This is a genomic window from Bradyrhizobium sp. CB1015, assembly GCF_025200925.1.
Classification (GTDB): Bacteria; Pseudomonadota; Alphaproteobacteria; order Rhizobiales; family Xanthobacteraceae; genus Bradyrhizobium.
In genome coordinates, this window is record NZ_CP104174.1 from 8183303 (window position 1) to 8209443 (window position 26141).

Below are 26141 nucleotides of genomic sequence, written 5' to 3' on the forward strand. Positions count from 1 at the left end.
CGCGGCGGGTGAGGGGCACTCTCCGCGAGTCACATCGCAATCAGAAACGAAGGTCCCTCAACGCGTCATTGCGAGCGCAGCGAAGCAATCCAGAAATCCCTCCGCGAAAAGACTCTGGATTGCTTCGCTGCGCTCGCAGTGACGATGTGGAGGCTATCGAGGAATGCGACTCGCCCCACCCCTGCGGAGACTCCCCCTCACCCCAACCCTCTCCCCGCAAGCGGGGAGAGGGAGAAGTACGACTTCACTTCATCTTGCACTTGTCGTGGAAACGATCCTGGTCGTTCTCGACGATGGTGGCGACGGTCTTCAGGGCGAGCTGGCCTTCGGAATCCTTGACCACGTCCTGCAGGTAGAAGTTCTGGATCGGGATGTGGTTGTTGCCGTACTTGAACGCGCCCCGCACCGATTTGAAGTTCACCTTCTCCATCTCGGCCTTCATCGCGTCCTTCTTGGAGGTGTCGCCCTTCACGGCGACGACGGCGCTGTTGATCAGGTTCGCGGCGTCGTAGGACTGCGCGCCGTAGAAGGTCGGACGCAGGCCGGGGTACTTCTTGCGGTAGTCGGCGACGAAGCGCTTGTTCTGCTCGTTGGGGAGGTCGTTGACCCATTGCTGCGCGCCGGGCACCCCAAGCGCGTTCTCCTTCTGGAGCGGCAGGGAGAGCTCGTCGATGGTGAAGGCGGTGTAGAGCGGCATCGTGCTCTTCAGCCCGGCCTGAGCATATTGGTTCAGGAATTGCACGCCCGCAGCACCTGGATAGAACACGAAGATCGACTCGGCGCCGGAGGCACGCGCCTTGGAGAGCTCGGCCGAGAAGTCGAGCTGGCTCGGCCACACCGTGTATTCCTCACCCACGACCTGCCCCTTGAAGGTGCTCTTGACGCCCGCCAGCATGTCCTTGCCGGCGGCGTAGTTCGGGCCGATCAGGAACACCGACTTGACGCCCTTCTGGTTCATATAGGTGCCGACCGCCTGCGGCGTCTGGTCGTTTTGCCAGGAGGTCGAGAATACGTAAGGCGAGCACAGCTCGCCCGCGAGCTGCGACGGACCGGCATTGGCCGAGATCAGGAAGGTCTGCGAGTCCACGGCGGTCTTGAGCGAGGCCAAGAGCACGTTCGACCAGATGTAGCCGACGATGAAATCGACCTTGTCCGACTGCACCAGCTTCTCGGTCTTCTGCTTGCCGACGTCGGGCTTCTGGCCGTCGTCCTCGTAGATCACCTCGACCGGCTTGCCGGCCATCTTGCGGCCGAGATGATCGAGCGCGAGCTCGAAGGAATTGCGCATGTCGTTGCCGATCACGGCGGTCGGGCCGCTGAAGGTCGAGACGAAACCGATCTTGATGGTGTCGCCGGCAGATGCCGGGCCTGCCAGCACCAGCGCCGTTGCGCCCGCCAGCCAGAATGCCGTCCTCATAACCACTCCCCTCCTTATTATCGGTCCCGGAAGCGGGGTGATCGCCGCTCCAGGCCTGTCTCTATTGAAACGCAAAATCTGTCGCGCTGCCAATGGCTCAGCGTCCACCCCTGCACCATATTTCGCCCCGATCGGCGATGGCAAGAAATATAATTCTACTCACTTGGACGGAGGCTGCGGCGCTTTTTCGCGCCGGATCGATACACCAGGCCTATGCGACGATTGATGACGGCTATTGGACCGCGGCGCCCAATCCGCACTTAAATGATGGCGAGCAGCAGCGAGATTCGAGGGTTAAATCATGGCCGCAAATCCCCACCGCGTCGTCATCGTCGGCGCCGGCTTCGGCGGGCTGGAGGCGACTTACCGGCTTGCGGGCGCCCCGGTCCAGATCACGCTGATCGACCGCCGCAATCATCATCTGTTCCAGCCGCTTCTCTACCAGGTCGCGACCGCCTCGCTCGCGACCAGCGAGATCGCCTGGCCGATCCGCCATCTCATGCGCGACCGACGCGAGGTGACGACACTGTTTGCCACGGTGAGCGGCGTCGATGCCGAGCGACGCCACGTGCTGATCGACGACGGCAGCGAGGTGCCTTATGACACGCTGGTGCTGGCCACCGGTGCGCGGCACGCCTATTTCGGCCATGACGAATGGGAGCAGTTCGCGCCCGGCCTGAAGACGCTGGAGGATGCGACCACCTTGCGTCGGCACATCCTGGTGGCATTCGAGCGCGCCGAGCGCGAGACCGATCCGAAGCGGCGCGCGGCGCGGCTCACCTTCGTCATCGTCGGCGCCGGCCCGACCGGCGTCGAGCTCGCCGGCACCATCGCCGAGATGGCGCATCACACTTTGCCCGGCGATTTCCGCAACATCGATACGCACAAGGCACGCGTGGTGCTGATCGAGGCGGGCCCGCGCGTGCTCGCCGGCTTTCCCGACGAGCTCTCGGCCTATGCGCAGGCCTCGCTGGAAAAGATCGGCGTCGAGGTCGTGCTCGGCCAAGCCGTCACCGAGATCAATCGCGAGGGCGTCGTGTTCGGCGGCAAGCTGCTCGAGGCGAAGACACGGATCTGGGCCGCCGGCGTGCGCGCCTCGCCCGCCGCCGAATGGCTCGACGCGCCCAGCGATCGCGCCGGGCGCGTGTTGGTCGAGGCCGACCTGACGATTCCCGGTCATCCCGAGATCTTCGCGATCGGCGATACCGTCAGCATCAATGCCTGGGACGGCAAGCCCGTGCCCGGCATCGCGCCGGCCGCCAAGCAGCAGGGCCGCCATGTCGCCGAGACCATCAGAGCGCGCCTGCGCGGCGCTGCGACCGGCCCGTTCCGCTACAAGCATGCCGGCAGCCTCGCCCAGATCGGCAAGCGGCTCGCGGTGATCGATTTCGGCCGCGTCAGGCTGCGCGGCGCCATCGCATGGTGGATCTGGGGCATCGCCCACATCTACTTCCTGATCGGCCTGCGCCACCGCCTCAGCGTCGCGCTGAGCTGGCTCTGGATCTACGCGCGAGACCAGCGCGCCGCGCGGTTGATCACGCAGGGGTCGAGCAAGGTAGTGGGGTGAGCTTCGCCCTCGTTCCCGGAGGCAGCCGCGGCATGAAATGTCGCGACGCTGCGTCCGGGATACGAGATTGCCGACGCGTGATGAGCTACGGCGTCTTGCAGACGAAATTCGCGGCATCCTCGCTGTCGCCCTGCCCGGAATACGCGGCGTAGCTCGGATACGGGCAGAGCGGCCGCGTGCGGCCAGGGCTCCAGGACGCGGGGACTTCCTTGTTGGCGGGACTGGCCGACGCGATGATGCGCTCGGGCGCCCTGCCCTTCTCTACCCAGTCGGTCAGCGCGGCCAGCGCATCGAACTTGTCGAGCGTGACGCCGCCACCGCAATGCGTTTCGCCGGGAATCGTGAACAGGCGGGCGACGGTGTCGGCCTGCCCCTGCAGGTTCTTGTTCAGCCGGTCGTACCAGCGGATGGTGTCGTTCACCGAGAACACGGGATCGGCCTGGCCATGATAGATCAGCATCTTGCCACCGGACTTCTGGAGCGATGCGAGCTTGGGATCATCGATGTCGGGCGGCGTCATGAAGTCCATGGCCGATTCCGTGAAGGTCGCATCCTTGGCAAAAATCTTCGGCGCGTCCTTGTCGAAGTCATAGGCCTTCAGTGCCTCGACCAGCTTCTCATTGCTGCCTTCGACCACGACTGGCGGTGTCGAGAAGATGTAGTTCAGCGAAGCTGCGCCCATGGTGGCGATGATCGGATAATTGTTCCAGGGCGCGATGGGGCTCTCGACCTTCCAGGTGCGCCAATTGCCCGTGCCGATGCCGCCATCGAGGGGCCAGTCGGAATAGAGCGCCTCACCTTTCGAATTTTTCGGTCCGGCGAGACTCATCTTCAGGGCGTCGACCTTGGCTTCGGACAAACAGGCGCTGTTCTGCCCCGGCGCGCAGACCAGGCTCTTGAGATCGAAGGCCTTCTGACAGGCGGCGAGATTGGCCGTCAGCCCATCCTTGACGCCGTCGAGCGCATCGCAGGCCTCCGTGATACGTGAGGAAACGAGTTGAGCGTCCTCCTTGGTGATGGACTTGCGCAGATCGGAATCAGCTTTCAGGAAGGCCTGCACGTCCCAGGCGTGCTGGATTGCAGCGCGCGGGAGGTCGAAGCCAGGATTGCCGACGAGGAAGCCGTCGTAGTTTTCCGGCATGCGCGACGCCGCGACCATGGCGTGACGTCCGCCGTTCGAGCATCCCGCCATATAGGAGCGATCCGGCTTTCGCCCGTAATGCAGGGCGATGATTTGCTTTGCGATCGGCGACAGCCTCATGTCGGCGGCATAGCCATAGTCGCGCCGCGCCTGCGGATCGAGGCCGAACGCCGCGCCGGCAGTCAGGCCCAGCGACTTGTTCGCGGGGTCCGAGCCGGAATGACCACTGTCCGACGACAGCACGGCAAAGCCGCGCGCCAGTGGCACTGTGCCACCGAAGGCTAACCCCTCGGGCAGGCTGCCAAGAGCGGGCACGATCACGCCGTCATTGCCGCCATTCACCTGATGCAGGAAGCGGCCGTTCCACTCGGCCGGCAATCGCAATTCGAACCCGATGGCGTACTGCTTCCCGTCGACTCCGGTGCGCCGGTTGGCAAGCCCCGTCAAAATACAATGCTTGGGGAGACCGTTGGCGGCGTCCTGCGTTTTGGACCCGGTGATCTCGACACCGGAGCTGCCGAGCGAAGCGGTGGTGACCGGCGAGCAGGCCTCGCCATCGGCGCGAGCCAAGGCGGTCGATCCCAGAACCGCGGCCAGCGCGGCGGTTGACATCAAGCCAGTCCTCATGGCGGACCTCCCTGTTTAGTTATATATTATAATTATTACCTCCATTTCATAGTTTGGCAAGTGCCGCCGGCACTGCGTCGGAGGTACAACACCTTTTACTTCACCAGCTCGCATCCGCCTTCCGCCAGCGGGCGGAACGCCTGATCGGCGGGAATGGTCGAGACCAGCTTGTAATAGTCGTAGGGATATTTCGACTCCTCCGGCTTCTTCACCTCAAACAGATACATCGGATGCACGACGCGACCGTCCTGGCGGATCGTGGTGTCGCCGAACAGCTTGTCCTTGCCTTTGAACTTCTTCATCTCGGGCACAACGCTTTTGGCATTGTCGCTGCCGGTGGCCGCGACGGCGTTGAGATAAGCGAGCGTGGAAGCATAGACCCCGGCCTGGTTGCCGCTCGGCATCTTGCCGTTCATGCCTGGGCGCGCGGCGAACCGCTTGGCAAAGGCGCGGGTATCGTCGTTCATGTCCCAGTAGAAGGCTTCCATGAGCTGGAGCCCCTGCGCGACCTTGATGCCCATACCGTGGATGTCGTTGATGAAGAGCAGGAAGGCGACGAGCTTCTGGCCGCTCTGCTGGATGCCGAACTCGGCGGCCTGCTTCACTGCGTTGATGGTGTCGCCGCCGGCATTGGCAAGCCCGATCACCTGCGCCTTGGAACTCTGCGCCTGCAGCAGGAAGGACGCGAAATCGGAGGTGCCGAGCGGATGCTTGGACGAGCCCAGCACCTTGCCGCCATGCGACTCGATGTATTTCTGCGCTTCCGCCTCGATGCCCTTGCCGAGCGCGTAATCGACCGTGAGGAAATACCAGTCCTTGCCGCCGCGTGACACCATCGCCGCCGCCGTGGTGTTGCCGGTCGCCCAGGCGTCGTTGACCCATTGGATCGTGTTGGGCGAGCAGGCCTTGCCGGTGAGGTCCGAGCTTGCGGTCGAGGACGCCAGGAAGGTCATGCGGCTGTCGCGCAGCAACGCGTTGATCGAGAGGCCGACGGCCGAGTTCGGCACGTCGACGATGGCGTCGACGCCCTCGACGTCCAGCCATTTGCGCGCGATGGCGTTGCCGACATCGGCCTTGTTCTGGTGATCGGCATAGACGATCTCGACCTTGATACCTTTGCCGCCGCCGTTGAAATCCTCCGCCGCCATGCGCGCGGCCTCGACCGAGCCCATGCCATTGGTGTCCTGGAAGATGCCGGAGATGTCGTTGAGCACGCCGACTCGCACGACGTTGTCGGATATCTCGGCGCTTGCCGCACCCGACGCAAGACTCGCGGCCAGCACGAGTGTCCACTTCAGACGTTTCATCATGTCCCTCCCTGGTTGGTCGATTGCCGGTCTTTGCCGGCGCGTTTGAGAAAAATCAGACCTGGCGCTCCGGCAGTCTCAGCACGAGCCCGTCGAGCTCGGGCGTGATCTTGATCTGGCAGGACAGGCGGCTCGTCGGTCGCCGCTCAGCGGCGGTGCCGTCGAGCAGCGCGTTCTCGTCGTCGGCCATCGCCGGCAGGCGCACGAGCCAGCTCTCGTCGACATAGACGTGGCAGGTTGCACACATCGCGTTGCCGCCGCATTCGGCCAAAATGCCGTCGATGCCGTGACGGGTCGCGGCCTCCATGGCGCTCTCGCCGCCTGAAGTTTCGACGCGGTCGGACTTGCCGTCGGGACGGATGAAGATGATGGCGGGCATCGAGGCTCCTCGTCAGGCCGGGGTGATGGTGACAGGCAGGCTGTCGAGCCCGCGCAGCGTGTTGTTGAAGCGGCGTTTGGGCTCGCCCGTGATCTCGATCTTCGCGATGCGGCGTGCCAGCGCCGTCAGCATCACTTCGCCTTCGAGGCGGGCGACGAGCTGGCCGACGCACATGTGGATGCCGGATCCGAAGCCGACATGGCCGGAAGTGCGGCGGGTGATGTCATAACTGTCGGGCCGGTCCCAGCGCCTGGGATCGCGATTGGCGGCGGCGAGGAACATCAGCACCTTTTCGCCCTCGCCTATTCGAGCCCCGGCCAGTTCGACCTCGCGCGTCGTGGTGCGGAAGAAGGTCTGCACCGGGCTCTCGAAACGCACCGCCTCCTCGAAAGCCCCACGGGCGAGCGAAAGATCCTCGCGCAAGCGCTGCCACTGATCGGGAAAGCGCGCGAGGCAATAGACGGCGGCGCCGATGCCGTTGACCGTCGTGTCGAGTCCGGCCGACAGCAGCGAGCGCACTAGCAGCGGTGCTTCGGTGGACGTGATAGCACCCTCGTCGACCTGCGCGTGAATGCAGGCCCCGAAGCCGCCGGGTGCCAGATTTTCGCGCTGGCACTGCTCGGCAACATAGGCCTGATGCGGCGCTGAGCGTTCGATCGCCTCCTGGCGCAACTGGTTGGGCGGACCAAAGGCGTTGAACACGACGCTGGCATAGGGAATCAGATGCTCGCGCCCCTCCGGCTTCAGGCCGAGCGCATCGGGGAAAATCGACAGCGGATAGGCCTCGGCGAGGTCGGCGATCGCATCAAAACTGCGCTTGTCGAGCAGCGCGTCGACCCGTTCTTCCGCTGCCGCGGCAAAACGATCGCGCACCTGCTTCATCACCGTCGGCGACAGCACTTTGGACAGTACGGCGCGGGTGCGGGTGTGCGCAGGCGGATCGGCCTCCAGGATCAGGCTCGGCGGGCGCCACGGCGTTTCCTTCTTGAAGTCGGAAAGCCCGACGCCGCGGCTGGAGCAGAAGGCGGCGGGATCGTTCAACACCGCGTGGACCTCGGCATAGCGCGCCACGCCATAGAGCTTCCATTTGTCTAGATAAACCACCGGGCCGGCCTCCCGCAGCAGCTCATGGGCCGGATAGGGATCGGCAAAAAACGTCATGTCGAAGGGATCGACGTCGAGATGCGGGACGCCCGATCCCGCGGAGCCGAACGCAGTCATGGAAGAGCTCCCTCATTTTGATCTTGTGAAAGGGCGGCGCATGCCCTTAGGTCTTTGGGCCCGCCGCGAATCAGAAGCCCGATATGCCGCCGTCCTCGACCAGAGCCCGCCAGAAGCCCGCGCCCAATGATGCGGGACCGACGCTCGATCTCGACCGGTACGTCCCGGCGTTCATCACTTTCATCGCCAACAAGCTTTCGAACAGCGCGACCGCGTTCTATCAGCGCGAGTTCGGTGTCAACGTCACCGAATGGCGGATCATGTCGCTGCTGGCGATCGAACCCGGCATTCCGGCCTCGCGCATCTGCCACGTCATTGGCTTCGACAAAGGGCCGGTGAGCCGGACCCTGGCTGGGCTGGAAAAGCGTGGGCTGGTGTCGATCCGCACCGACCCGAATGACGGCCGCACCCACTCGATCTCGTTGACGGCGAAGGGCCGCGCCACCCACGACAAGGTGATCGTCGCTGCGTTCGAACGCGAGCGGCGGCTGTTGTCCTGCCTCAGCAAGGACGAGCGCGAGGTGCTGATCGATCTCTTGCGCCGGCTGCATGAAAATCTCGGCGCGGTGACCGGCGGCACCGAAAGCTGACGGGTCGCGCGCGGCGCGCAGTCTCCCGTCATTCCCGGTCATGCGCCGGCATTTGCCGACGGCACCCCTTCTGCCGTGCATTGCTTCCTCCAGAAAAAGAACGCAGCGGTTCGCCCGCCGTCATCTCAGTCCGGAACGGTTCGCACAAATTAGTTGCTAAGGCAACAAAAGAATCGGCAGGATAATGCGGCAGGGTTCCCGCCCGTCATTCCGGGGCGCGCGTAGCGCGAACCCGGAATCCATCGTGCACCACCCTGCGGTGAAATGGATTTCGGGCTCGCGCCAAGAGGCGCGCCCCGGAATGACAGCGGAATGTGGCGTCGCTAACTTGGCCTTTACAACCCGATCCACTCCCCCGACGCATCATCGTTCAGCCGCGCTACCGCCTCTGCACGCCGCGCCAGCACCGCGCGCTGGTTGATGTAGCCCTTGTCGGTGATCTCGCCGCCGTCGACCGAGGGCGGCTCGGCGAGCAGCAGCGCGCGGGTGGCGTGGCCGGAGGAGTTGGCGCTCTGCTGTTTCAGCTTCGCCAGCCCCTCTGCGATTGCCGTTCTGATCTTGTCATGCGCGAGCACCTCGCTCGCGCCCACGGTCTCGGGCAGACCGGCATGGGCGCGGCAAGCCGCAAGATTCGGGAACACCAGGAAGCGCACCTCGTCACCGCCGTGACCGGCGACGACGATGTCCTGCGCCAACGGCGCCAGCGCGGCGATGCCGGCAACGCGCAAGCCGCCGACGCTGACCCAGGTGCCGGAATTGAGCTTGAAGTCCTCGGCGACGCGGCCGTCGAAGAACAGGCCGCGCTCGGGGCGCGCGCTATCGGCAAGCTTCACCGCATCGCCGATCAGGTAGAAGCCCTCCTCGTCGAACGCCTGCTTCGTCAGCTCCGGTGCCTTCCAATAGCCGGGCGTGACGTTGGGGCCGCGCACCCGCACCTCCAGCTTGTCGCCGGAGGTGACGAGCTTCAGCTCGGTGCCGGGAATGGGTACGCCGATGTTGCCGGAGCGCTCGGCGAGGAAATGACAGTCGGTGGCGAGCGGTGAGGTTTCCGTCGAGCCCCAGGCCGAGACCATCGGCAGCGCGCGGCCGACAGTCTCGAGCGAGAGCTCTGCGAGCGCATCCCACAGATTCTGCGGCAGCGCGGCGCCGGCGTAGAAGGCGAATTTCACCTCGCCGAAGAAGCGGCGGCGCAATTCCTCGTCGCTGCGCAGTGCCGCGATCAGCATGTCGAAGCCGCGCGGCACGTTGAAATAGACCGTCGGCATCACGCTTCTGAGGTTGGCGAGCGAGGTCGCGAACAGGCCGGGCGCGGGTTTGCCGCCGTCGATGTAGAGCGCGCCGCCGTTGCGCAGCACGAGGTTGAAATTGTGGTTGGCGCCGAAGGTGTGGCTCCAGGGCAGCCAATCGAGAATGACGAGATCGCGGCTCTGTTCGAGGAAGGTCCAGGTCTGCGCCTTGGCCTGCTGGCTCGACGTCAGCATGCGCTGGGTGTTGATGACGGCTTTCGGCGTGCCGGTCGAGCCCGAGGTGAACAGGAATTTTGCGATCGTGTCCGGCGTCACCGCGGCGAAGGCTTTTGCGACCTCGGGCGTCTCGGGCGTTGCCGCAACGGTGCGAAACGCGAGCGCGTCGGCGTCATCGGCATTGCCGCTGATGATCTGCGCGCTGTGCAGCGGCTTGATGGCGGCCAGCGCTGGTGCGAACGGCTGGAGCGCAGAGACGTAGATCGCGCCCGGATCGAGCAGCGCAATCATGCTCTTGAGCTTGTCGAAATCCTTCGACATCAGCGAATAGGCCGGCGAGATCGCCGCCGAGGGCACGCCGACATGCTGGGCGGCAAGCGCGAGCAGCGCATGATCGATGCTGTTGTCGGAGAGGATCGCGAGCGGGCGCTCCGCGCTGAGATTTTGCGCCAGGATCCAGGACGCGGCGGCGCGCACCTTCCGCAGCGCCTGTGCATAGGTGACGGTGGTCCAGGGCATTTCGACATTGCCGCGCTCGGCGAGGAAGATCGCATCCGGCCTTTGCTGCGCCCATCGCTCCAGCCAATCGCCGGTGCAGCGCGCACTCTCGCCGAGAGGCTCGGGCGAGCGCAGAACGATGCTGCCGTCGGGCCGACGCTCTGCGACGGTCCTTGGCGTTGCGAACAGGCCCGCAACGTCACCATGTGAGGCGACTGTCATGTGTTTCCTCCTCCATCCCGGATGCAGGATTGGCCGCAGCCTCGTTCCGGGCCGCTTTGGCCATAATGTTTGGCACGCCAATTGTTGTCGTCAACAACAATCTTTCGCTTCGGAGCCGGGGGCGCTAGGATTGCACGACAGGAGACGCCGACGTGCCACCCACCGCAGCCCGGGCCGACACCCGCCAATCCCCACGCAAGCGCGCCGGCAACGGCGCAGCACGCAGCGATGTCGCCGATGATGTCGGTCTCGACGCATTGGTCGGCCACGCCGGCTATGCGGTGCGGCGCTTCCAGATCTGGATCTTTCAGGACTTCATCAAGACGCTCGGCGAGGTCGACATCAGGCCGACGCAATATTCGGTGCTGACCGTGATCGGCGCCAATCCGGGCCTGTCGCAGATGGCGGTGGCAAAACGCCTCGGCATCGAGCGCGCCCGGCTGGTGCACCTGCTCGACAGCCTCGAACAGCGCAAGCTGGTGAAGCGGATCAAGTCGAAGCAGGACCGGCGCTCGCATGCCCTGCACCTCACCGCGCAGGGCGAGACGGCGCTCGAAAAGTTCAAGCGGCTCGCGGCCGAGCACGAGCGGCACGTCGAGGCGAAGATCGGCAAGGAGAACCGGGCGGAGCTGCTCCGAATCCTCTCCGGCTTCACCTGATCTCGGCTGCCCATGATTTGGGCAGATGCACGCGAGAGGTCGCCGATGCGGCCGGCCGCGCGCCGGCCGAAATATCCTCCAAGCCACTGATCCCACGATAAGATCCGGCACGGTCATCCTGCCCGGAATCTGTACACAATGGCACATCGCTTGCTTCACTCCGGGCGAAGACGAATTGCCGGAGTATTGCCGCCATGGGGGCCGAGCAGCCTGAAACGATCGCCGCGATTGTGGCCGCGCACCGCGCGGGCCGGCTTTCGCCGGCAGAGACGGTCGCGCGGACCTATCGGCGCATCCGCGATCACAACGATCCCGCCGTGTTCATCAGCCTGCGCGACGAGAAGGACGCGATCGCGGAGGCCGACAAGCTCGCGGCCCGGGCGGATGCGGCCAGCCTGCCGCTATACGGCGTGCCGGTTGCGGTGAAGGACAATATCGACGCGCTTGGCTTTCCCACAACCGCGGCCTGCCCGGCTTTCTCCTACACGCCCACACACGACTCGACCGCCGTCGAGCGCCTGCGCGCTGCCGGGGCGATCATCATCGGCAAGACCAATCTCGACCAGTTCGCGACCGGCCTCGTCGGCGTCCGTTCGCCCTACGGCATTCCCAGGAATTCGATCCGCGAGGATCTCATTCCCGGCGGCTCGAGCTCGGGCTCGGCCACCGCGGTCGGCGCCGGGCTGGTGCCGCTGTCGCTCGGCACCGACACGGCCGGCTCGGGCCGCGTGCCGGCGATGCTCAACAATATCGTCGGGCTGAAGCCGAGCCTCGGCATGATCTCGACCGCAGGCCTGGTGCCGGCCTGCCGTACGCTCGACTGCATCTCGGTGTTCGCACTCACGGTGGACGATGCCGCGCTCGCGCTGTCGGTGATGGCAGGGCCCGACCAGGCCGATCCCTTCTCGCGCGACCGGCCGCTCGGCGCGATCACGCCGATGCCGGCAAAGCTGCGCCTGGGCGTGCCGCGCAACGGCCAGCTGATCTTTTTCGGCGACAGGAAAGCGGAAGCCGCCTACGGCGATGCGCTGAGGCGATGGACCGCGCTTGGGGCAACGCCGGTCGAGTTCGACCTCGAGCCGTTCTATGAGACGGCGCGGCTGCTCTATGAGGGTCCCTGGGTCGCCGAGCGTTACCTCGTGATCAAGAACCTGCTGGCGTCCGCGCCTGATGCGATCCACCCCGTCACGCGGGAGATCACTGCGGCAGGCGCGCGGCTCACGGCGGCGGAAACGTTTTCGGCGCTCTATCGCCTGCAGGGCCTGCGCAAGATCGCCGAGCGAACATTCGCCGACATCGACGCGCTGGTGCTGCCGACGGCGCCGACGGCCTATACGACCGCACAGGTGCTGGCCAATCCGATCGAGCTCAACAGCCGGCTCGGCACCTACACCAATTTCGTGAACCTGCTCGACCTCTGCGGCCTCGCCGTGCCGGCTTCGATGCGCAGCGATGGCATTCCATTCGGCATCACGCTGCTGGCGCCCGCAGGGCGCGACGCGCTGCTCGCGAGCATCGGCCGGGTGTTCCATGCCGATACGAAGCTGACGCTCGGCGCGAAGGGGGTGGCGCAGGCCCCGCCCGCGGCGCTGCCCGCAAGCAGTTGCGATGAAATCCCGATTGCGGTGGTCGGCGCGCATCTCACTGGCATGGCGCTGAACGGTGAATTGACCGCGCTGTATGGAAAGCTGATCGAGGCGACGAAGACCGCGCCCGATTACAAGCTGTACGCGCTACCGACCACGCCGCCGAAGCCGGGCCTGCTGCGCGTCGCGGCCGGCACAGGCGCTGCGATCGAGCTGGAGATCTGGTCGCTGTCGGCGGCTGCGTTCGGCAAGTTCGTCAACGCGATACCCGCACCGATGGCGATCGGCACGATCAGGCTTGCCGACGGGCGCAGCGTGAAGGGGTTTTTGGTTGAGCCGGAAGCGCTGGGCAATGCGCGGGATATCACCGACTTTGGCGGCTGGCGCGCGTATATGAAGGAAGCTGCGACGCGGTAAGTGGTCTCGTGTCCCGGGCGCAGCGCAGCACATAGTGATGCGCTGCCGAACCGGGACCCATGAAGCAGCACGTGAAATGGGTAGATGGGTCCCGGCTCTGCGGAGCAGCGCTGAAGAAGCGCTGCACCGCGTCCGGGACACGAGACCGCCCTACACCGACACCGCGTAGATCTCGTATTCCCCGCGCACCAGCTCGATATGCGCGCGCATGGCGGCGGCGGCGCCCTGCTTGTCGCCGCGCATGATAGCGACGACGACGCGGTCGTGCTCGGCTTGCGACTTGGCGAGGCGGCCGAGGTTGCGGAACTGGGCGCGGCGGAACGGCTGCACGCGGACGCGGGTCGCGAGCGTGATCTCGGCGATATAGCCGTTCTGCGAACCGGCATAGATCGCGTTGTGGAACCGCTCGTTGACCTCGTGGAAGCGCTCGGGATTGCCGGTATAGCTCAGCACCCGCAGCTCCTCGTGGATGGCCTCCAGGCCGTGACGCTCGGCCGCCGACATGCGTTCGGCGGCAAGGCCCGCGCACAAGGCCTCGAGCTCCGCCATCGCCTCGAACATGCCTTTCAGCCGCTCGACGGATGGCCGCGCCACCACCGCGCCGCGATGCGGCCGCGCCTCGACGAGACCGCTCGCCACCAGCTGGCGCAGCGCCTCGCGCACCGGCGTGCGCGAGACGTTGAAGCGCCGCGCGATGTCGGTCTCGTCCAGCGGCGAGCCCGGCGCCAGCGTTCCCCGCACGATCTCGTCGGCAAGCTGCAGCCGCAGCTCCTCGGCGCGCGTGACCTTCAGCAGCGAGGGCGATGCACGGTCGACGCGCGGCACCACCGGCTCGGCCGGCAATGTGCCCTGCGGAAGATCATCAAGCGTCATACGGTCTCTTTCGGCTCGTCGATGATGCTGACATGAGCGGCGACGACGCGCCAGCCCTCCGGGAAACGTATCCACGTCTGCATCTGCCGGCCGACCTTGCCGGGAGCCGTATCGCGATAGAACAAGGTGGACGCCACGGCCGTGTCGCGACCGTAGCTGGTGATCACGGTTTTGGCGGTGCGGCGGTTCAGCCCGACCGGCGAACGGCCGGCGCGGAAACCGGAGATTGCCTCGTAGCCATAGAGGTTCTCGCCGATGCCGTAGCGCAAGGTGCGGGGGTCGTTGCGGAACAGCTCGCCGAGCACGGCGACGTCGTTGCTGACGAGGGCCTGCTCATAGCGCTCGAACGCGGCCTTCACTTCCGCGATCACGTCGGGGAGATCGATCTGCATCTCAAAACCCTCTCGGCGCGGGCGCAGCGACGACGCCCATCTTTTCCAATGCGTGCGCGACGCGCAGCGCGATGTCCTCGCGCCAGGGCGCACAGATGATCTGCACGCCGATCGGCAGCGGCTCGAGCGGTACCGGCACCGCGACCACCGGCAGGCCGATGAAGGAGATCGGCTGGGTGTGGATGCCGATATTGGCGCGCACCGGCAGCTCGACGCCGTCGAGATTGAAATTGACCTGTCCGAGCTTCGGCGCGGTGCAGGGCGTCGCCGGTGCCAGCAGCACGTCGACCGATTTGAAGATCTCGGCAAGCTGCGCGCGATACCAGCGGCGGAATTTCTGGGCGCGATCGACCAGCGCCGCCGGGACCATGGCGCCTGCGATCAGTCGGTCGCGCACGGCCGGGTCAAAGTCGTTCGGGCGCTTGCGCAGGCGATCGAGATGGAGCGAAGCGCCTTCGGTGGTGGTGATGACATAGGCGGCGGCGCGGGCGCGCGATGCTTCGGGAACATCCACCACTTGCGTTGCGCCCAGCGCCTTGGCGACGCGACTGACGGCTTCGACCGCTTCCGGAAACACGTTCTTCTGGAAGTGCCCGCCGGCAACCGCAACGCGCAGACCGGAAATGGGCTCAGCGAGCAGCGGCGTGACGGGCTCCAACCCACGTGTGGTGCAGGCGCCGTCGTCCGCGTCCGGTCCCTGCATCGCGTCATAGGCGAGTGCGAGATCGGCGACGGAGCGCGCGAACGGGCCGAGATGATCGAGGCTCGCCACGAACGGGAAGGAGCGCGCGCGCGACAGCCGTCCGTAGGTGGGCTTCAAGCCGAAGATGCCGCAGAACGACGACGGCACGCGGATCGAGCCGTTGGTGTCGGAGCCGAGCGCGATCGGCACCAGCGCGCCGCCGACGGCGCTGCCCGAGCCACCCGACGAGCCTCCGCTCATTCGCGTGGTGTCGTGCGGATTGCGCGAGGGGCCGTCATGGATGTTCTCGCCCGTAAAATCGTAGGCGTATTCGCCCATATTGAGCGCGCCGACGAGAACGGCGCCCGCGGCCTCCATCCGCTCGATCAACGTCGCATCGCGCCTGGCGGGCGCGAGGTCCCGGTTGATCTTCGAGCCGGCGCGCGTCGGCAGGCCAGCAACATCGAACAGGTTCTTGACGGCGAAGGGGACGCCGGCGAGCGGACCGACTTTCTTGCCCGCAGCGATGTCGGCATCGATTGCGCGCGCTTTCGCGCGGGCGCGCTCGGCGGTGACGTCGGTGAAGGAATTGAGGATGCGGTCGTGCTGCTCGATGCGCGCGAGCGCAGCTTCGGTGGCAGCGAGCGCGGACATCTTGCCGCCCGCAACCGCACTTGCGATCTCGGAGGCCGTCTCTGGCTTTGCGGACATGGTGTCAGGCCGTGAAGATCGGTGCCGGCTCGGTCTCGTCCGGCAGCGCGAATTCGTCGACCAGACGGCCAAGCCGCAGCGAGACGTCGAGGTTGGCGCGCACGGCAGGCCTCCAGGCCTCCTCGATCGGCAACGCCAGCGCCTTCGATACGGCGTCGATATACTCGTCCAGGGGTTCGGCCATCACGCTCTCAAGCTGATCTCTAAGTTGTGAGCATGATCTTTTCGGAAAACCGCTTCGCACTTTTCCGGATCATGCTCTAGTGCACTGGCAACGGCGGATGCGGGATCGCCGTCAGCAGCTCCTTGGTGTAGTCGTCCTTGGGATCGCTGAGCACCTGCTCGGAAGAGCCCTCCTCGACGATCCGTCCGGTCCGCATCACAATGACACGATCGCACAACAAGCGCACCACATTCAAATCATGCGAGACGAACAGATAGCTCATACCTAGCCGCGCCTTGAGGTCCTGCAGCAGATTGAGGACGACGGCCTGCACGGAGACGTCCAGCGCCGCGGTCGGCTCGTCCAGGATGACGAGCTTGGGATGAAGGGCGATCGCCCGGGCGATGCCGACACGGGCCTTCTGGCCGCCCGACAATTGGTGCGGGAAACGGTCGAGCAGATTGTGGGGCAGGCCGACCATGGTGGCCAGTTCCTCGCAGCGGGCGCGCAGCGCATCGCGTCCCCGGATGTCGCCAAGCTGCATGATCGGGTCGGCGATGGCGCGGGCGGCGGTGAAGCGCGGATTGAGGCTGTCGGTGGGGTCCTGGAACACCATCTGGATGCGGCTGCGCTGCGGCAACCGGGCGAAGGCGGCAGGCGCGATGCCCGAGATGTCCTCGCCGTCGAACTGGATCAGGCCGGAGGTCTGGTCGAGGAGACGCATCACCATCATCGACGTGGTCGACTTGCCGCAGCCGGACTCGCCGACGAGGCCGACGCTCTCGCCATGGCCGATCGCAAAGCTGATGCCGTCGACGGCGCGGAACGCGTCGGGCTCGACCGGCGGCTTGCGCCGGAACAGTTTGCCGAGCACGGCGGTCGCGCCCTGGCGGGGATACTCTTTCACGAGTTTATCGACGCGGAGGAGAAGCTGGTCGCTCTTCCCTTCGCTTTGAGAAGCGTGCCGGTCAGGCGCAGCGACAACGGATGCAGATGAAGTTGCGCCCTCGTCTTCCGGCAGCAGATCCCGCAAGCTCACACCGAGCCGCGGCGTCGCGCGCATCAGCTTTTTCGTATAGGGGTGCTGCGGGTTCGCGAAGATGTCGGCGGCCGTGGCGGTCTCGACGACGCGGCCCTTCTCCATCACGACGACGCGGTCGCAATAGGCGGCGGCGAGGCCGAGATCGTGCGTGATCAGGATGGTCGACATCGCGCGGCGCTTGGTCAGCTCGACGATCAGGTCCATCACCGCCTTCTGCGTGGTGACATCCAATCCGGTCGTCGGCTCGTCCGCGATCAGGAGCTGCGGATTGCAGGCGAGCGCGAGGGCGATGACGACGCGCTGGCACATGCCGCCTGAGAGCTCGAACGGATAGGCGTGATAGCGCTCGCGCGGGCGGGCGATCCTGACCTGCTCCAGCGCCTCGATGGCCTTCTCGCCGTGATCGGCGACCTGGGCCTGCTGCACATGGGTGCGCAGCACGTCCTCGATCTGGTCGCCCACTTTCCGGATCGGGTTCAGCGCGGCGCGCGGATTCTGGAAGATCATCGAGACTTCGCGGCCGCGCAGATCGCGCATCTGGTCTTCGGTCGCCGCCTTGACGTCGATGCCGGAGAACATCACCGAGCCCTCGGCGATCTTGCCGGCGCGGTCGAGGATGCGCATCACCGCGTAGGAGGTCACCGACTTGCCGGAGCCGGACTCGCCGACGATGGCGAGCGTCTCGCCCTTGGCCACGGAGATGTTGACGTGCTGCACCGCCTTGACGATGCCGCGGCGGGTGGTGAATTCGACCGTGAGGTCCTGGACGTCGAGCAGCGGCTGGGCGGTCATGGGCGGCTCCCGTCACTCAAACACTCGAAAACAACCCCATGCACAGTAGAATGGCGACTGAAATCACTGGAGAATTTTTGACGGCTCTTTGTGCGTGAGGCGGGCGCCGCTCTCTCATTCCCTCCCCCCTTGTGGCCGAGGGGCAGGGAGGGGGGTGCCACACGGGGACACTCTCCGCATGCGAGCGGCGCAACGTCCATCCCACAGACACCTTTTCCTGGGCTACCCCCCTCCCCAACCCTCCCCCACAAGGGGGGAGGGAGCGAAAGGACAGTGCCCTCCTCACCTGTCAGTCTCGCTTCGCTCGCCGCCGACTGAAGACCAACCATCACGTCCTCCGCTGGGGATCGACGATGTCGCGCAGGCCGTCGCCGAGGAGGTTGAAGCAGAACACGGCGATCATCAGGGCAAGGCCGGGGAAGAGCGCGATCCACCATTCGCCCGAGACCATGAAGCCGGCACCTTCGGCGACCATGATGCCCCATTCGGCCGTGGGGGGACGGACGCCGAGGCCGATGAAGGAGAGGCCAGCGGCGTTGAGGATGGCGTAGCCCATGGTCAGCGACATCTGCACGATCATGATCGGCATGATGTTCGGCAGGATGTGCACCAGCAGGATGCGGAACTCGCCGTTCCCTGAGAGACGCGCGGCCTGCACGAAGCCGGCATTGCGGCGGACATTGGCTTCGGCGCGCGCGACGCGGGCATAGAGCGGGAAGTTGACGATCGCGGTGGCCAGGATGATGTTCTGCACGGTGTTGCCGAGCGCGGCGACAATGCCCATCGCCAGCACGAACAGCGGAAAGGCCATGATGGTGTCGGCGATGCGGCCGACGACGCGGTCGGTCCAGCCGCCGAAATAGCCGGCCGCGATGCCGGCAAGGCCGCCCATCAGGAACACCAGAGCAACCGACGCGATCGCGATGAAGAAGTCGAGACGCGTGGCGACGATGACGCGGCTGAAGATGTCGCGCCCCAGCTGGTCGGTGCCGAACCAGTGCGCCGCCGACGGCGGCTTCAGTGCAGCGGCGGTGTCGGAAGCGAGCGGATCGTAGGGGACGACATAGGGACCGAACAGCGCGGCGAACACGATGATCAGGAGCAGCGCGAAGGCGAAGCCCGTGACCTTGTTCTCGCTGAGGACGTAACGGGTCTGTTCGAGGATCGCGACGAGGCCTGACGTGCGGGCGGGACCGACAGGTTCAACAGCAGGCGCAACGGAGCTCATGTATCTCTCCTTTTGCGCATGATCTGATCGGAAAACCGGTCTCCACTTTTCCGGATCATGCGCTAGCCCTCCAACCGCACGCGCGGGTCGATCACGCCATAGAGAATGTCGATGATCAGATTGAGCAGCACGTACATCACCGCCATGGTCAGCACGAAACCCTGCACCGGCGCGAAGTCCGAGGAGATCAGCGCTTCCACCGCGTAGGAGCCGATGCCGGGCCAGGCGAACACCTTCTCCACCAGCACGTTGGCGCCCAACAGGAATGAGAACACCATGCTGAGCGTGGTGATGACCGGCAGCATCGCGTTGCGGAACGCGTAGGTGACGATCACGGTTGCCGGCGACAGGCCGCTGGCGCGCGCGGTGCGGACGAATTCGGATGCGAGCACCGCCAACATCGAGGCGCGCGTCATGCGCGCGATCGGCGCCAGCGAGAAGATCGCGAGCGTCGTTGCGGGAAGAATGAGCTGGCTCAACGCTGAACGAAACGCCTCGACATCGCGCGCGATCAAAGTGTCGATCAGATAGAAGCCGGTCACCGTCGGCGGCGCGCTGTAGAACACGTCGAGGCGGCCGAGCGGCGCCGGCGACCAGCCGAGCCGGAAGTAGAAGACATAGACCAGCACGAGGCCGGTGAAGAACACCGGCAGCGACACGCCGGCGGTGGTCGTGACCCGGCAGAGATGGTCGATCCACGATCCCGGCCGCGTCGCCGCCAGCACGCCGAGCGGAATGGCGATTGCAATGGACACGAACAGGCCGAGCAGCGTCAGCTCGGCCGAAGCCGGCAGGCGGTTGCGGATCTCGGTGGCGACCGGCTGGCCGGTCGTCAGCGAGTTGCCGAAATCGCCGTGCGCGAGATCGTTGGCATAGCGGAAGAACTGCTCGATCAGCGGCTTGTCGAAGCCGAGCTTTTTGCGGATCTGCTCCACGGCTTCCTTGGTCGCGGCGGGGCCGGCAAAGTAGGCCGCGGGATCGCCCGGCAGCGCGCGCGTCAGCAGGAAGGTGACGATGACGACGCCGATCAGCGAAGGGATCGCGAACATCAACCGCTTGCCGATCATGGTCAGCATGGGGTGCTCCTGCGCCTGTTTCGCGCGCAGCCAGCGGCGCGCTCCGCTGCGTTCCCTCCCCCCTTGTGGGGGAGGGCTAGGGAGGGGGTGGCCCCAAGCGAGGTCGGAGTTCGTGGCTACCCCCTCCCTGCCCCTCCCCCACAAGGGGGGAGGGAATGAGAGAGCGGCGCCCGCCTCACTCCAATTCAAACGTCCAACCAATGCCGATGCGTCGCCGACGATCAGCATGACCCCTCACCCCTTCGCCATCGCGCGATAGTCCAGCCTGCGGTGGAACCAGTACTGATAGCCGCTGATGTTCTTCTGCATCGCGACGTTGACGAAGGGCTGGTAGAGCGGGATGCGCGGGACCTCGGCGAAGGCGAGATCGACGAAGCCTTTCACGTCGGCGTCGTAAGCGGCCTTATCACCGGTGGCGGCCGCCGTGCGCGCACCGTCGATGAACTTGTCCATCGCGGCCGACTTGTAGCTCATGGTGTTGAAGACGGAATTGTTGCCGTGATAGCACCAGTAGAAGAAGTACTCGGGGTAATCGAGCCAACCCGAGAACACGTTGGTGAAGAGCGGCATCTCCTTCTTGTTGAGTTCGGTGCGCCAGTTGGCGCCGGGCACCTTGTTGATGGTGGTCTTGATGCCGAGTTGGGCGAGGCTCTCCTGCACCAGCACGCACAGCGGCTCGTTGACGCCGGCGAAGTTGAGGTCGAACGAGATCGTGGTCTCGAAGCCGTTGGCGTAACCGGCCTCAGTCAGCAGCGCCTTCGCCTTCTCCATGTCGGTGTTGTACTTGTGCGGCTGCGGCCAGGCGACCTCGGTCGCCTTGTCCTTTGCGCCGAACATGGGATTGCCGAGGCCGAACAGCACCGCGTCCATGATCTTCTGATACGGCAGCGCATAGGCGATGGCCTGCCGCACCTTCACATTGTCGAACGGCGGCTTGGTGACGTTCATGCCGATATATTGGATGCCGTTGGAGAACGGCAGCGACACCACGTTGAGCTTGCCGTTCGCCTTCATCTCCTGGAAGTCCTTGAACGGCAGCTCATAGGAGATGTCGGCATCGCCGCGCTCGAGCAGCGCACGGCGGTTGCCGGCCTGCGGCACCATGCGCCAGATCACGCGCTTGATCTTGGGCAGCGGACCGCCGACCCAATCCTCGTTGCGCTCCATGATCACTTCGGTGCCCGCGGTCCACTTCGTCACCTTGTAGGCGCCGGAGCCGGCGGTCTGCTGCTTGGTGTATTCGAGACCCCAGGGGTCCTTCTCGCTCGCATTCTTCTTCACGAGCTCGGAATTGACGATGCAGGGCACGATGACCGCGAGATCGGGGATCGTCAGCCTGTCCTTCTTCAGGAAGTCGACGCGGACGGTGTGATCGTCGATGACGACGAACTGCTTGGCTTTGGTCAGCGAGCCCGCGCTCATCTGGAAGGTCGGGAAGCCGCCGACGCTGACGGCGCGGTCGAGCGACCATTTGACGTCCTTCGCCGTGACGGGTGCGCCGTCGTGGAATTTGGCGTTCTTCTTCAGCTTGAAGGTGACCGACATGTCGTCGATCTTCATGTCGTCGGCGAGCTCGCCCTTGAACTTGTCGCGGTCGTAATAGGGCACGCCGCCGGGGCCGCTCTTCATCTCGTGGCTGATCAGGCGGTCGTAGCAATTCCAAGAGACTTCATAGCCGGGCACGTTGGTGCCGACGCCATGGATATCGAGATTGTTGGGGCCGCCTTCCGAGACGATCAGCAGCGTCTCCGCGCGGGCATCGGCCTTGGCCGAGGAGATCACGGACGGCATGGCCGGAAGCGCCGCGCCAGCGGCCAACCCGGAAACGGATTTGAGAAAATCGCGGCGCTTCATGAAATCGCTCCAACGCAAAAGTTTTTCGTTGGAGGCGGATTCGCAAGGTTCGTGCCAAGGCTTAACGGAAGCTTACATCGCACCTAAACGATTGATCTATAATGGAATTGAACCCAATTCGGCTCACTGGGCAGTTCTGAAGAGCCTCGCTCTTTGCATACAAAGCGGAGATTTTGAATACAAAATAGGCAGACGAAGTCAGAGGCCCGATTTGTCGCCACCTCGTTCAGAGGGCCGCATCCTCGACAGGATTCGGGCTCGCGCCCCAAGCTCGTCATCGCGAGGAGCCCTTGCGACGAAGCAATCCAGAATCTTTCCACGGAAACAATCTGGATTGCTTCGCTTCGCTCGCAATGACGGTTTTGACGGAGCGCTCAGCCCGGCCAGATCAGCTCCTGCAGTTCGACGAGATCATTCGCCCTCTCCTGCCAGCCCGCGATGCAGATATGGCGGTTGAGATCGCTGGCGCGGTGCAGCAGCATCAGGGCCATCAGGCGGCGCTTGAGCGTATCGTCCGGCTTCGCATAGCCCAAACCTTCGAGCAGGCTCTTCACCCTCCTCGGCCGGCCCGCCGCCATGAAGGCGCTGGGGCCGAGCAAATCGTAGTCGCGCCATCCCGCCAGCACGTCGCCGAAATCGAACAGACCTTTGAGCGACCATTGGCCGTCATCGCAGGCGAGCAGAAAATTCTCGGGGATGTATTCGCCGATCAGGATCACCGGCGGCGCGTCCATCGGGATCAGCTTTGCGGCGTCGCGCAGGAGGTCGTCGAGGCCGGCGAGGAATTTCGGTGCGAGACCGAGGCGCATGTGCCTGGCGCGGCAACCCTGCATCTGGGCGCGCATGAACGCGTCCCAGCGCGGCTCGATGGACGCGAGCTCCCCGGGCGGAACGCGCTGCACGGCGGCGATGGTCTCGCCGATCTGGCGCAGCAGGTGCTCCTTCTGCGGCTCCGGCAGTGAAGGCCAGACCTCCGAGCCGAGCGTGCCGGCAAGACGCGTCATGACGAGATAGGGCCAGCCGTCGCGCATCCCCTCCGCGACGATCTCCGGGATCGGCAGCTGCAGACGACCTTTGAGCTGCGCCAGCGCGGCGCGCTCCGAGACGAATTGCGCTGCGAGCAGCGGCGGGAAGATCTTCAGGATCAGCTTGTCGCCGAGGCCGACCACGAGATTGGTGCCGGTCGCAAACACATGCGGTGAGCCGGTGTCGAGGCCATGGCCGCGTGCGATGTCGAGGGCGATCGGCAGCCATTGCGCGGAGGCGGAGCGGAAGGCGCGGAAGCTTGCGGAGTCGGTGAGGTGAGGCAGCTGTTGCGGCGGCGTGATTGTCATTGGCACTCGCGTATCGAAAGCACTCAGCTTTGGTTGGCTCTACGCAAGCCAAGGAGACGGTGCACCTCTCCCGCTTGCGGGAGAGGTCGGCACGTCCGGGCGATGCGAAGCATCGTCCCGCGTGCCGGGTGAGGGCTTTTTCCTCTTGGGGAGTGTCCCGTTGCAGAGACAACCCTCTCCCCAACCCTCCCCCGCAGGCGGGGGAGGGAGCGCACCTCCACCGCGGTCGCAGCATGCTCCTATCGCGGCACGTCACCGCTCCGGACTTGCGCGCTCGAATTGGCGGAGCAGTTTGTTGCCGCGCTCGACGGCGGAATCGAGCGCGGATTGCGCGCTCTTGTGGCCGGCGAAGGCCTGCTCGAGCTCGTCCTCGATCACGCCGCGGATCAGGACGAAGGAGCCGAGCCGGATGCCCTTGGAGTTCTCCGTCGGCGGATTGAGCGTGATCTGCTCGAACGAGATCGCCGAGCCCGGGTTGCGCTCATAGAAGCCTTGCGAGCGCGTCAGCTCGAAGGCGGCGCGGGTGACGGGGAGATAGCCGGTGTTCTGGTGCCAGGCGGCCTGCACGCCGGGCTGCGACAGATAGGCGAAGAAGCGCGCCACGCCCTTGTATTCCCCGCGCGGACGGTCGCGCAGCACCCAAAGCGTGGCGCCGCCGATGATCGAGTTCTGCGGCGCGCCCGCAACGTCGGGCCAATAGGGCATCATGCCATAGCCGATCTCGAACTTCGAATTGGCCTTGATGTCGGCGCGCGTCGCCGAGGAGCCGATGAAGATGCCGCACTCGCCCTTCTGGAAGCGCGGCTCGGCCGATTGGCCGCGGCCGCTATAGTCGAACAGCTTGGATTTCTGCCACTCGCTGAGCGCCGCGACGTGATGCACCAGCGTCGGATTGTTGATGCTCAATTCCGCATCCAGCCCGGCGAAGCCGTTCGCCCGGCTCGCTACCGCGAGGTTATGGAAGGCGGAGAAATTCTCGACATGGATCCAGGACGGCCAGGACGTGGTGAAGCCGCATGCAGCGCCGCGGTCGCGCAGGCGCTTCGCGGCCGCCCCCAATTCCGGCCAGGTCTTCGGCGGCGCCTCCGGATCGAGGCCGGCGTCGCGGAACATGGTCTTGTTGTAATAGAGGATCGGCGTCGAGGAATTGAACGGGAACGACAGCAGATTGCCGGCCGCATCGGTGTAATAGCCGGAGACCGCGGGCAGGTAATCATTGAGCGAGAACGGCTCGCCCTGGTCCCGCATCAGGCTGAACACCGGATAGATCGCGCCCTTGGCCGCGGTCATGGTAGCGGTGGCGACCTCGTTGACCTGGACGATGGCGGGCTGGCTGCGCGAGCGGAAGGCGAAGATCGCGGCCGTCACCGTCTCGGTGTAATTGCCCTTGTAGACGGGCACGATGCGGTAGTCGGATTGCGAGGCGTTGAAGTCGGCGGCGAGCTTTTCCAGCTGCCGGCCGAGCTCGCCGGACATGGCGTGCCACAACGCGATCTCGGTGGCGGCTCGCGCAGGGGCGGCCAATGAGAGGGCCGCAAAGGCGACGACGAGCTGCAAGAGGCGCAAGGCTGACATCAGGATGGCTCTTCCCAGAACGCACGGCGAAGGCCGGCCGCCCTGCTTAAGGCGCGACATAGCCGGTTTCAACCGGGAATGAGCGTCGGCCGCACTGCACAATCAGCCCCCTGGGATGGCCTTCCCTTAACCATCTGCTAGAGCCCGTTCCGATCGGAACGGGGCTCTCGATTCTTAGTTTGACGCGGTTTCTTTACGCGAACCGGTATCCACTTCGCTTGAAAACGCTTTAGATTGCATTGAACCTTTTCCTTCCGCCATAGACTCCACCACTGAGGGGTTGAGTGTGCCAGTGTTGAGCCGTGCCGAACTCTCGCGGACCGGGGTGGTCTTCGTCGCGCTTCTGCTTGCCGCAGTCTCGTCGAGCATGCGCGCGACGGGCGCCGTTGCGCGCGAATTTCGCGCCGCCGATACCCAGACCGAGAATTACCCGACCGTCCAGGCGCTGCGCCACATGGGCGCCCTGATCGCCGAGCGCACAGGCGGCCGCCATGAGATCAAGGTGTTCCACTCCCGCCAGCTCGGGGAGGAAAAGGAGACCATCGAGCAGACCCGGGCCGGTGCGATCGACCTCAACCGGACCAACGTGGCGCTGATCGGCAATTTCGTCCCGGCCATGAACGTGCTGGCGATGCCGTTCCTGTTCCGGTCCATCGAGCACATGCAGAAGGTGCTGGACGGACCTGTCGGCAACGAGATCCTCGGCAGCTTCGAGCCCTACGGCTTCGTCGGGCTCGCCTTCTACGATTCGGGCGCGCGGTCGATCTACAATGGCGTCCGCCCGGTGAAGACCATCGCGGACCTCAAGGGATTGCGGATCCGGGTGCAGCAGTCGGAGTTGATGAGCCAGATGATGCGCGCGCTCGGCGCCGAGCCGGTCGAGCTGCCGTACGGGCAGGTGCTCACCGGGCTTGCCAACCATCTGATCGACGGCGCCGAGAACAACTGGCCATCCTTCGTGACCACGGACCATTACAAGCATGCCGGCCATTACACGCTCACCGAGCACACGATGAGCCCGGAGGTGCTGGTGATCTCGCTGAAGGCCTGGAAGAGCCTGTCGGCGGAGGAGCAGACGATCTTTAAGGAGGCCGCGCAGCGCTCCAGCCGGTTCATGCGCGAGAAGTGGCGCGACCTCGAGGAACAGTCGCAGCGCAAGGCGCAGGAAGCCGGCGTGACCATCGTCAAGGACATCGACCGCAAGCCGTTCGAGGAGGCGATGGCCGCAATCTACGCCAAGGCCGAACGCGACCCCGCGGCGGCCGCGCTGATCGAACGCATTCGCAAGGTGGAGTGAGGCCTGTTGCCTGCGCTTGGACATAGCG

The 26141-nt window shown here is 65.2% G+C and carries 21 protein-coding genes; 5 read left to right on the forward strand and 16 right to left on the reverse strand.

Translation table 11 applies throughout. The features are described from left to right. Positions 1-244 precede the first annotated feature (244 nt). On the reverse strand, positions 245-1417 hold the full coding sequence (locus tag N2604_RS38385; RefSeq protein WP_260373091.1) for an ABC transporter substrate-binding protein: 1173 nt from the start codon (positions 1415-1417) through the stop codon (positions 245-247). Positions 1418-1718: 301 nt separating this feature from the next. On the opposite strand from N2604_RS38385, the gene N2604_RS38390 reads away from it, so the two are divergent. Further along, the gene (locus tag N2604_RS38390; protein ID WP_260373092.1) at positions 1719-2984 is read left to right on the forward strand and encodes an NAD(P)/FAD-dependent oxidoreductase; all 1266 of its coding nucleotides are present in this window, start codon (positions 1719-1721) and stop codon (positions 2982-2984) included. 85 nt (positions 2985-3069) lie between these two features. Here N2604_RS38390 and N2604_RS38395 read toward each other — a convergent pair whose 3' ends face one another. The 4 genes from N2604_RS38395 to N2604_RS38410 all read right to left on the reverse strand — a co-directional run bounded on the left by N2604_RS38395 (position 3070) and on the right by N2604_RS38410 (position 7659). Then, complete coding sequence (locus tag N2604_RS38395; protein WP_260373093.1) at positions 3070-4737, reverse strand: tannase/feruloyl esterase family alpha/beta hydrolase; 1668 nt, start codon at positions 4735-4737, stop codon at positions 3070-3072. Positions 4738-4847: 110 nt separating this feature from the next. After that, positions 4848-6059 (reverse strand): ABC transporter substrate-binding protein, encoded by a 1212-nt coding sequence (locus tag N2604_RS38400; RefSeq protein WP_260373094.1) that lies wholly within the window; start codon positions 6057-6059, stop codon positions 4848-4850. 55 nt (positions 6060-6114) lie between these two features. After that, positions 6115-6438 (reverse strand): (2Fe-2S)-binding protein, encoded by a 324-nt coding sequence (locus N2604_RS38405; protein WP_260373095.1) that lies wholly within the window; start codon positions 6436-6438, stop codon positions 6115-6117. 12 nt (positions 6439-6450) lie between these two features. Then, positions 6451-7659, reverse strand: a complete 1209-nt coding sequence (locus N2604_RS38410) for a cytochrome P450 (protein WP_260373096.1) — start codon at positions 7657-7659, stop codon at positions 6451-6453. Between the two features lie 83 nt (positions 7660-7742). On the opposite strand from N2604_RS38410, the gene N2604_RS38415 reads away from it, so the two are divergent. Beyond that, complete coding sequence (locus N2604_RS38415; RefSeq protein ID WP_260373097.1) at positions 7743-8249, forward strand: MarR family winged helix-turn-helix transcriptional regulator; 507 nt, start codon at positions 7743-7745, stop codon at positions 8247-8249. A gap of 335 nt (positions 8250-8584) precedes the next feature. Here N2604_RS38415 and N2604_RS38420 read toward each other — a convergent pair whose 3' ends face one another. Further along, the gene (locus tag N2604_RS38420; RefSeq protein ID WP_260373098.1) at positions 8585-10432 is read right to left on the reverse strand and encodes a feruloyl-CoA synthase; all 1848 of its coding nucleotides are present in this window, start codon (positions 10430-10432) and stop codon (positions 8585-8587) included. Positions 10433-10584: 152 nt separating this feature from the next. Here N2604_RS38420 and N2604_RS38425 point away from each other — a divergent pair, with 152 nt between their 5' ends. Further along, positions 10585-11091 carry a MarR family winged helix-turn-helix transcriptional regulator gene (locus N2604_RS38425; RefSeq protein ID WP_260373099.1) on the forward strand — a complete coding sequence of 169 codons (507 nt, stop codon included), beginning with the start codon at positions 10585-10587 and terminating at the stop codon, positions 11089-11091. A 194-nt stretch (positions 11092-11285) separates the two neighbouring features. Further along, positions 11286-13094 (forward strand): allophanate hydrolase, encoded by a 1809-nt coding sequence (gene atzF / locus N2604_RS38430; RefSeq protein ID WP_260373100.1) that lies wholly within the window; start codon positions 11286-11288, stop codon positions 13092-13094. Positions 13095-13244: 150 nt separating this feature from the next. On the opposite strand, the gene N2604_RS38435 is transcribed toward atzF, so the two are convergent. The 10 genes from N2604_RS38435 to ugpB all read right to left on the reverse strand — a co-directional run bounded on the left by N2604_RS38435 (position 13245) and on the right by ugpB (position 24816). Continuing rightward, positions 13245-13967, reverse strand: coding sequence for a GntR family transcriptional regulator (locus N2604_RS38435; RefSeq protein ID WP_260373101.1), 723 nt, complete (start codon positions 13965-13967; stop codon positions 13245-13247). Then, positions 13964-14359 carry an oxalurate catabolism protein HpxZ gene (hpxZ, locus tag N2604_RS38440; RefSeq protein ID WP_260373102.1) on the reverse strand — a complete coding sequence of 132 codons (396 nt, stop codon included), beginning with the start codon at positions 14357-14359 and terminating at the stop codon, positions 13964-13966. The genes N2604_RS38435 and hpxZ overlap by 4 nt, the downstream gene beginning before the upstream one ends. A gap of 1 nt (position 14360) precedes the next feature. Next, positions 14361-15752: an AtzE family amidohydrolase gene (locus tag N2604_RS38445; protein WP_260373103.1), complete on the reverse strand. Its 1392-nt coding sequence runs from the start codon at positions 15750-15752 to the stop codon at positions 14361-14363. Positions 15753-15756: 4 nt separating this feature from the next. Next, the gene (locus tag N2604_RS38450; RefSeq protein WP_260373104.1) at positions 15757-15936 is read right to left on the reverse strand and encodes a DUF4089 domain-containing protein; all 180 of its coding nucleotides are present in this window, start codon (positions 15934-15936) and stop codon (positions 15757-15759) included. 76 nt (positions 15937-16012) lie between these two features. Next, complete coding sequence (locus tag N2604_RS38455; RefSeq protein ID WP_260373105.1) at positions 16013-17749, reverse strand: ABC transporter ATP-binding protein; 1737 nt, start codon at positions 17747-17749, stop codon at positions 16013-16015. Positions 17750-18077: 328 nt separating this feature from the next. After that, entirely contained in the window at positions 18078-18977 is a 900-nt protein-coding gene (locus N2604_RS38460) for an ABC transporter permease (RefSeq protein ID WP_260373106.1), read from the reverse strand. Between the two features lie 62 nt (positions 18978-19039). Then, complete coding sequence (locus N2604_RS38465; RefSeq protein WP_260373107.1) at positions 19040-20053, reverse strand: ABC transporter permease; 1014 nt, start codon at positions 20051-20053, stop codon at positions 19040-19042. A 234-nt stretch (positions 20054-20287) separates the two neighbouring features. Continuing rightward, positions 20288-21907: an ABC transporter substrate-binding protein gene (locus N2604_RS38470; protein WP_260373108.1), complete on the reverse strand. Its 1620-nt coding sequence runs from the start codon at positions 21905-21907 to the stop codon at positions 20288-20290. Between the two features lie 374 nt (positions 21908-22281). Further along, positions 22282-23241 carry a phosphotransferase gene (locus tag N2604_RS38475; protein WP_260373109.1) on the reverse strand — a complete coding sequence of 320 codons (960 nt, stop codon included), beginning with the start codon at positions 23239-23241 and terminating at the stop codon, positions 22282-22284. 252 nt (positions 23242-23493) lie between these two features. Beyond that, positions 23494-24816 (reverse strand): sn-glycerol-3-phosphate ABC transporter substrate-binding protein UgpB, encoded by a 1323-nt coding sequence (ugpB, locus tag N2604_RS38480; RefSeq protein ID WP_260373110.1) that lies wholly within the window; start codon positions 24814-24816, stop codon positions 23494-23496. Between the two features lie 286 nt (positions 24817-25102). On the opposite strand from ugpB, the gene N2604_RS38485 reads away from it, so the two are divergent. After that, positions 25103-26113 carry a TRAP transporter substrate-binding protein gene (locus N2604_RS38485; RefSeq protein WP_260373111.1) on the forward strand — a complete coding sequence of 337 codons (1011 nt, stop codon included), beginning with the start codon at positions 25103-25105 and terminating at the stop codon, positions 26111-26113. Positions 26114-26141: the final 28 nt, after the last annotated feature.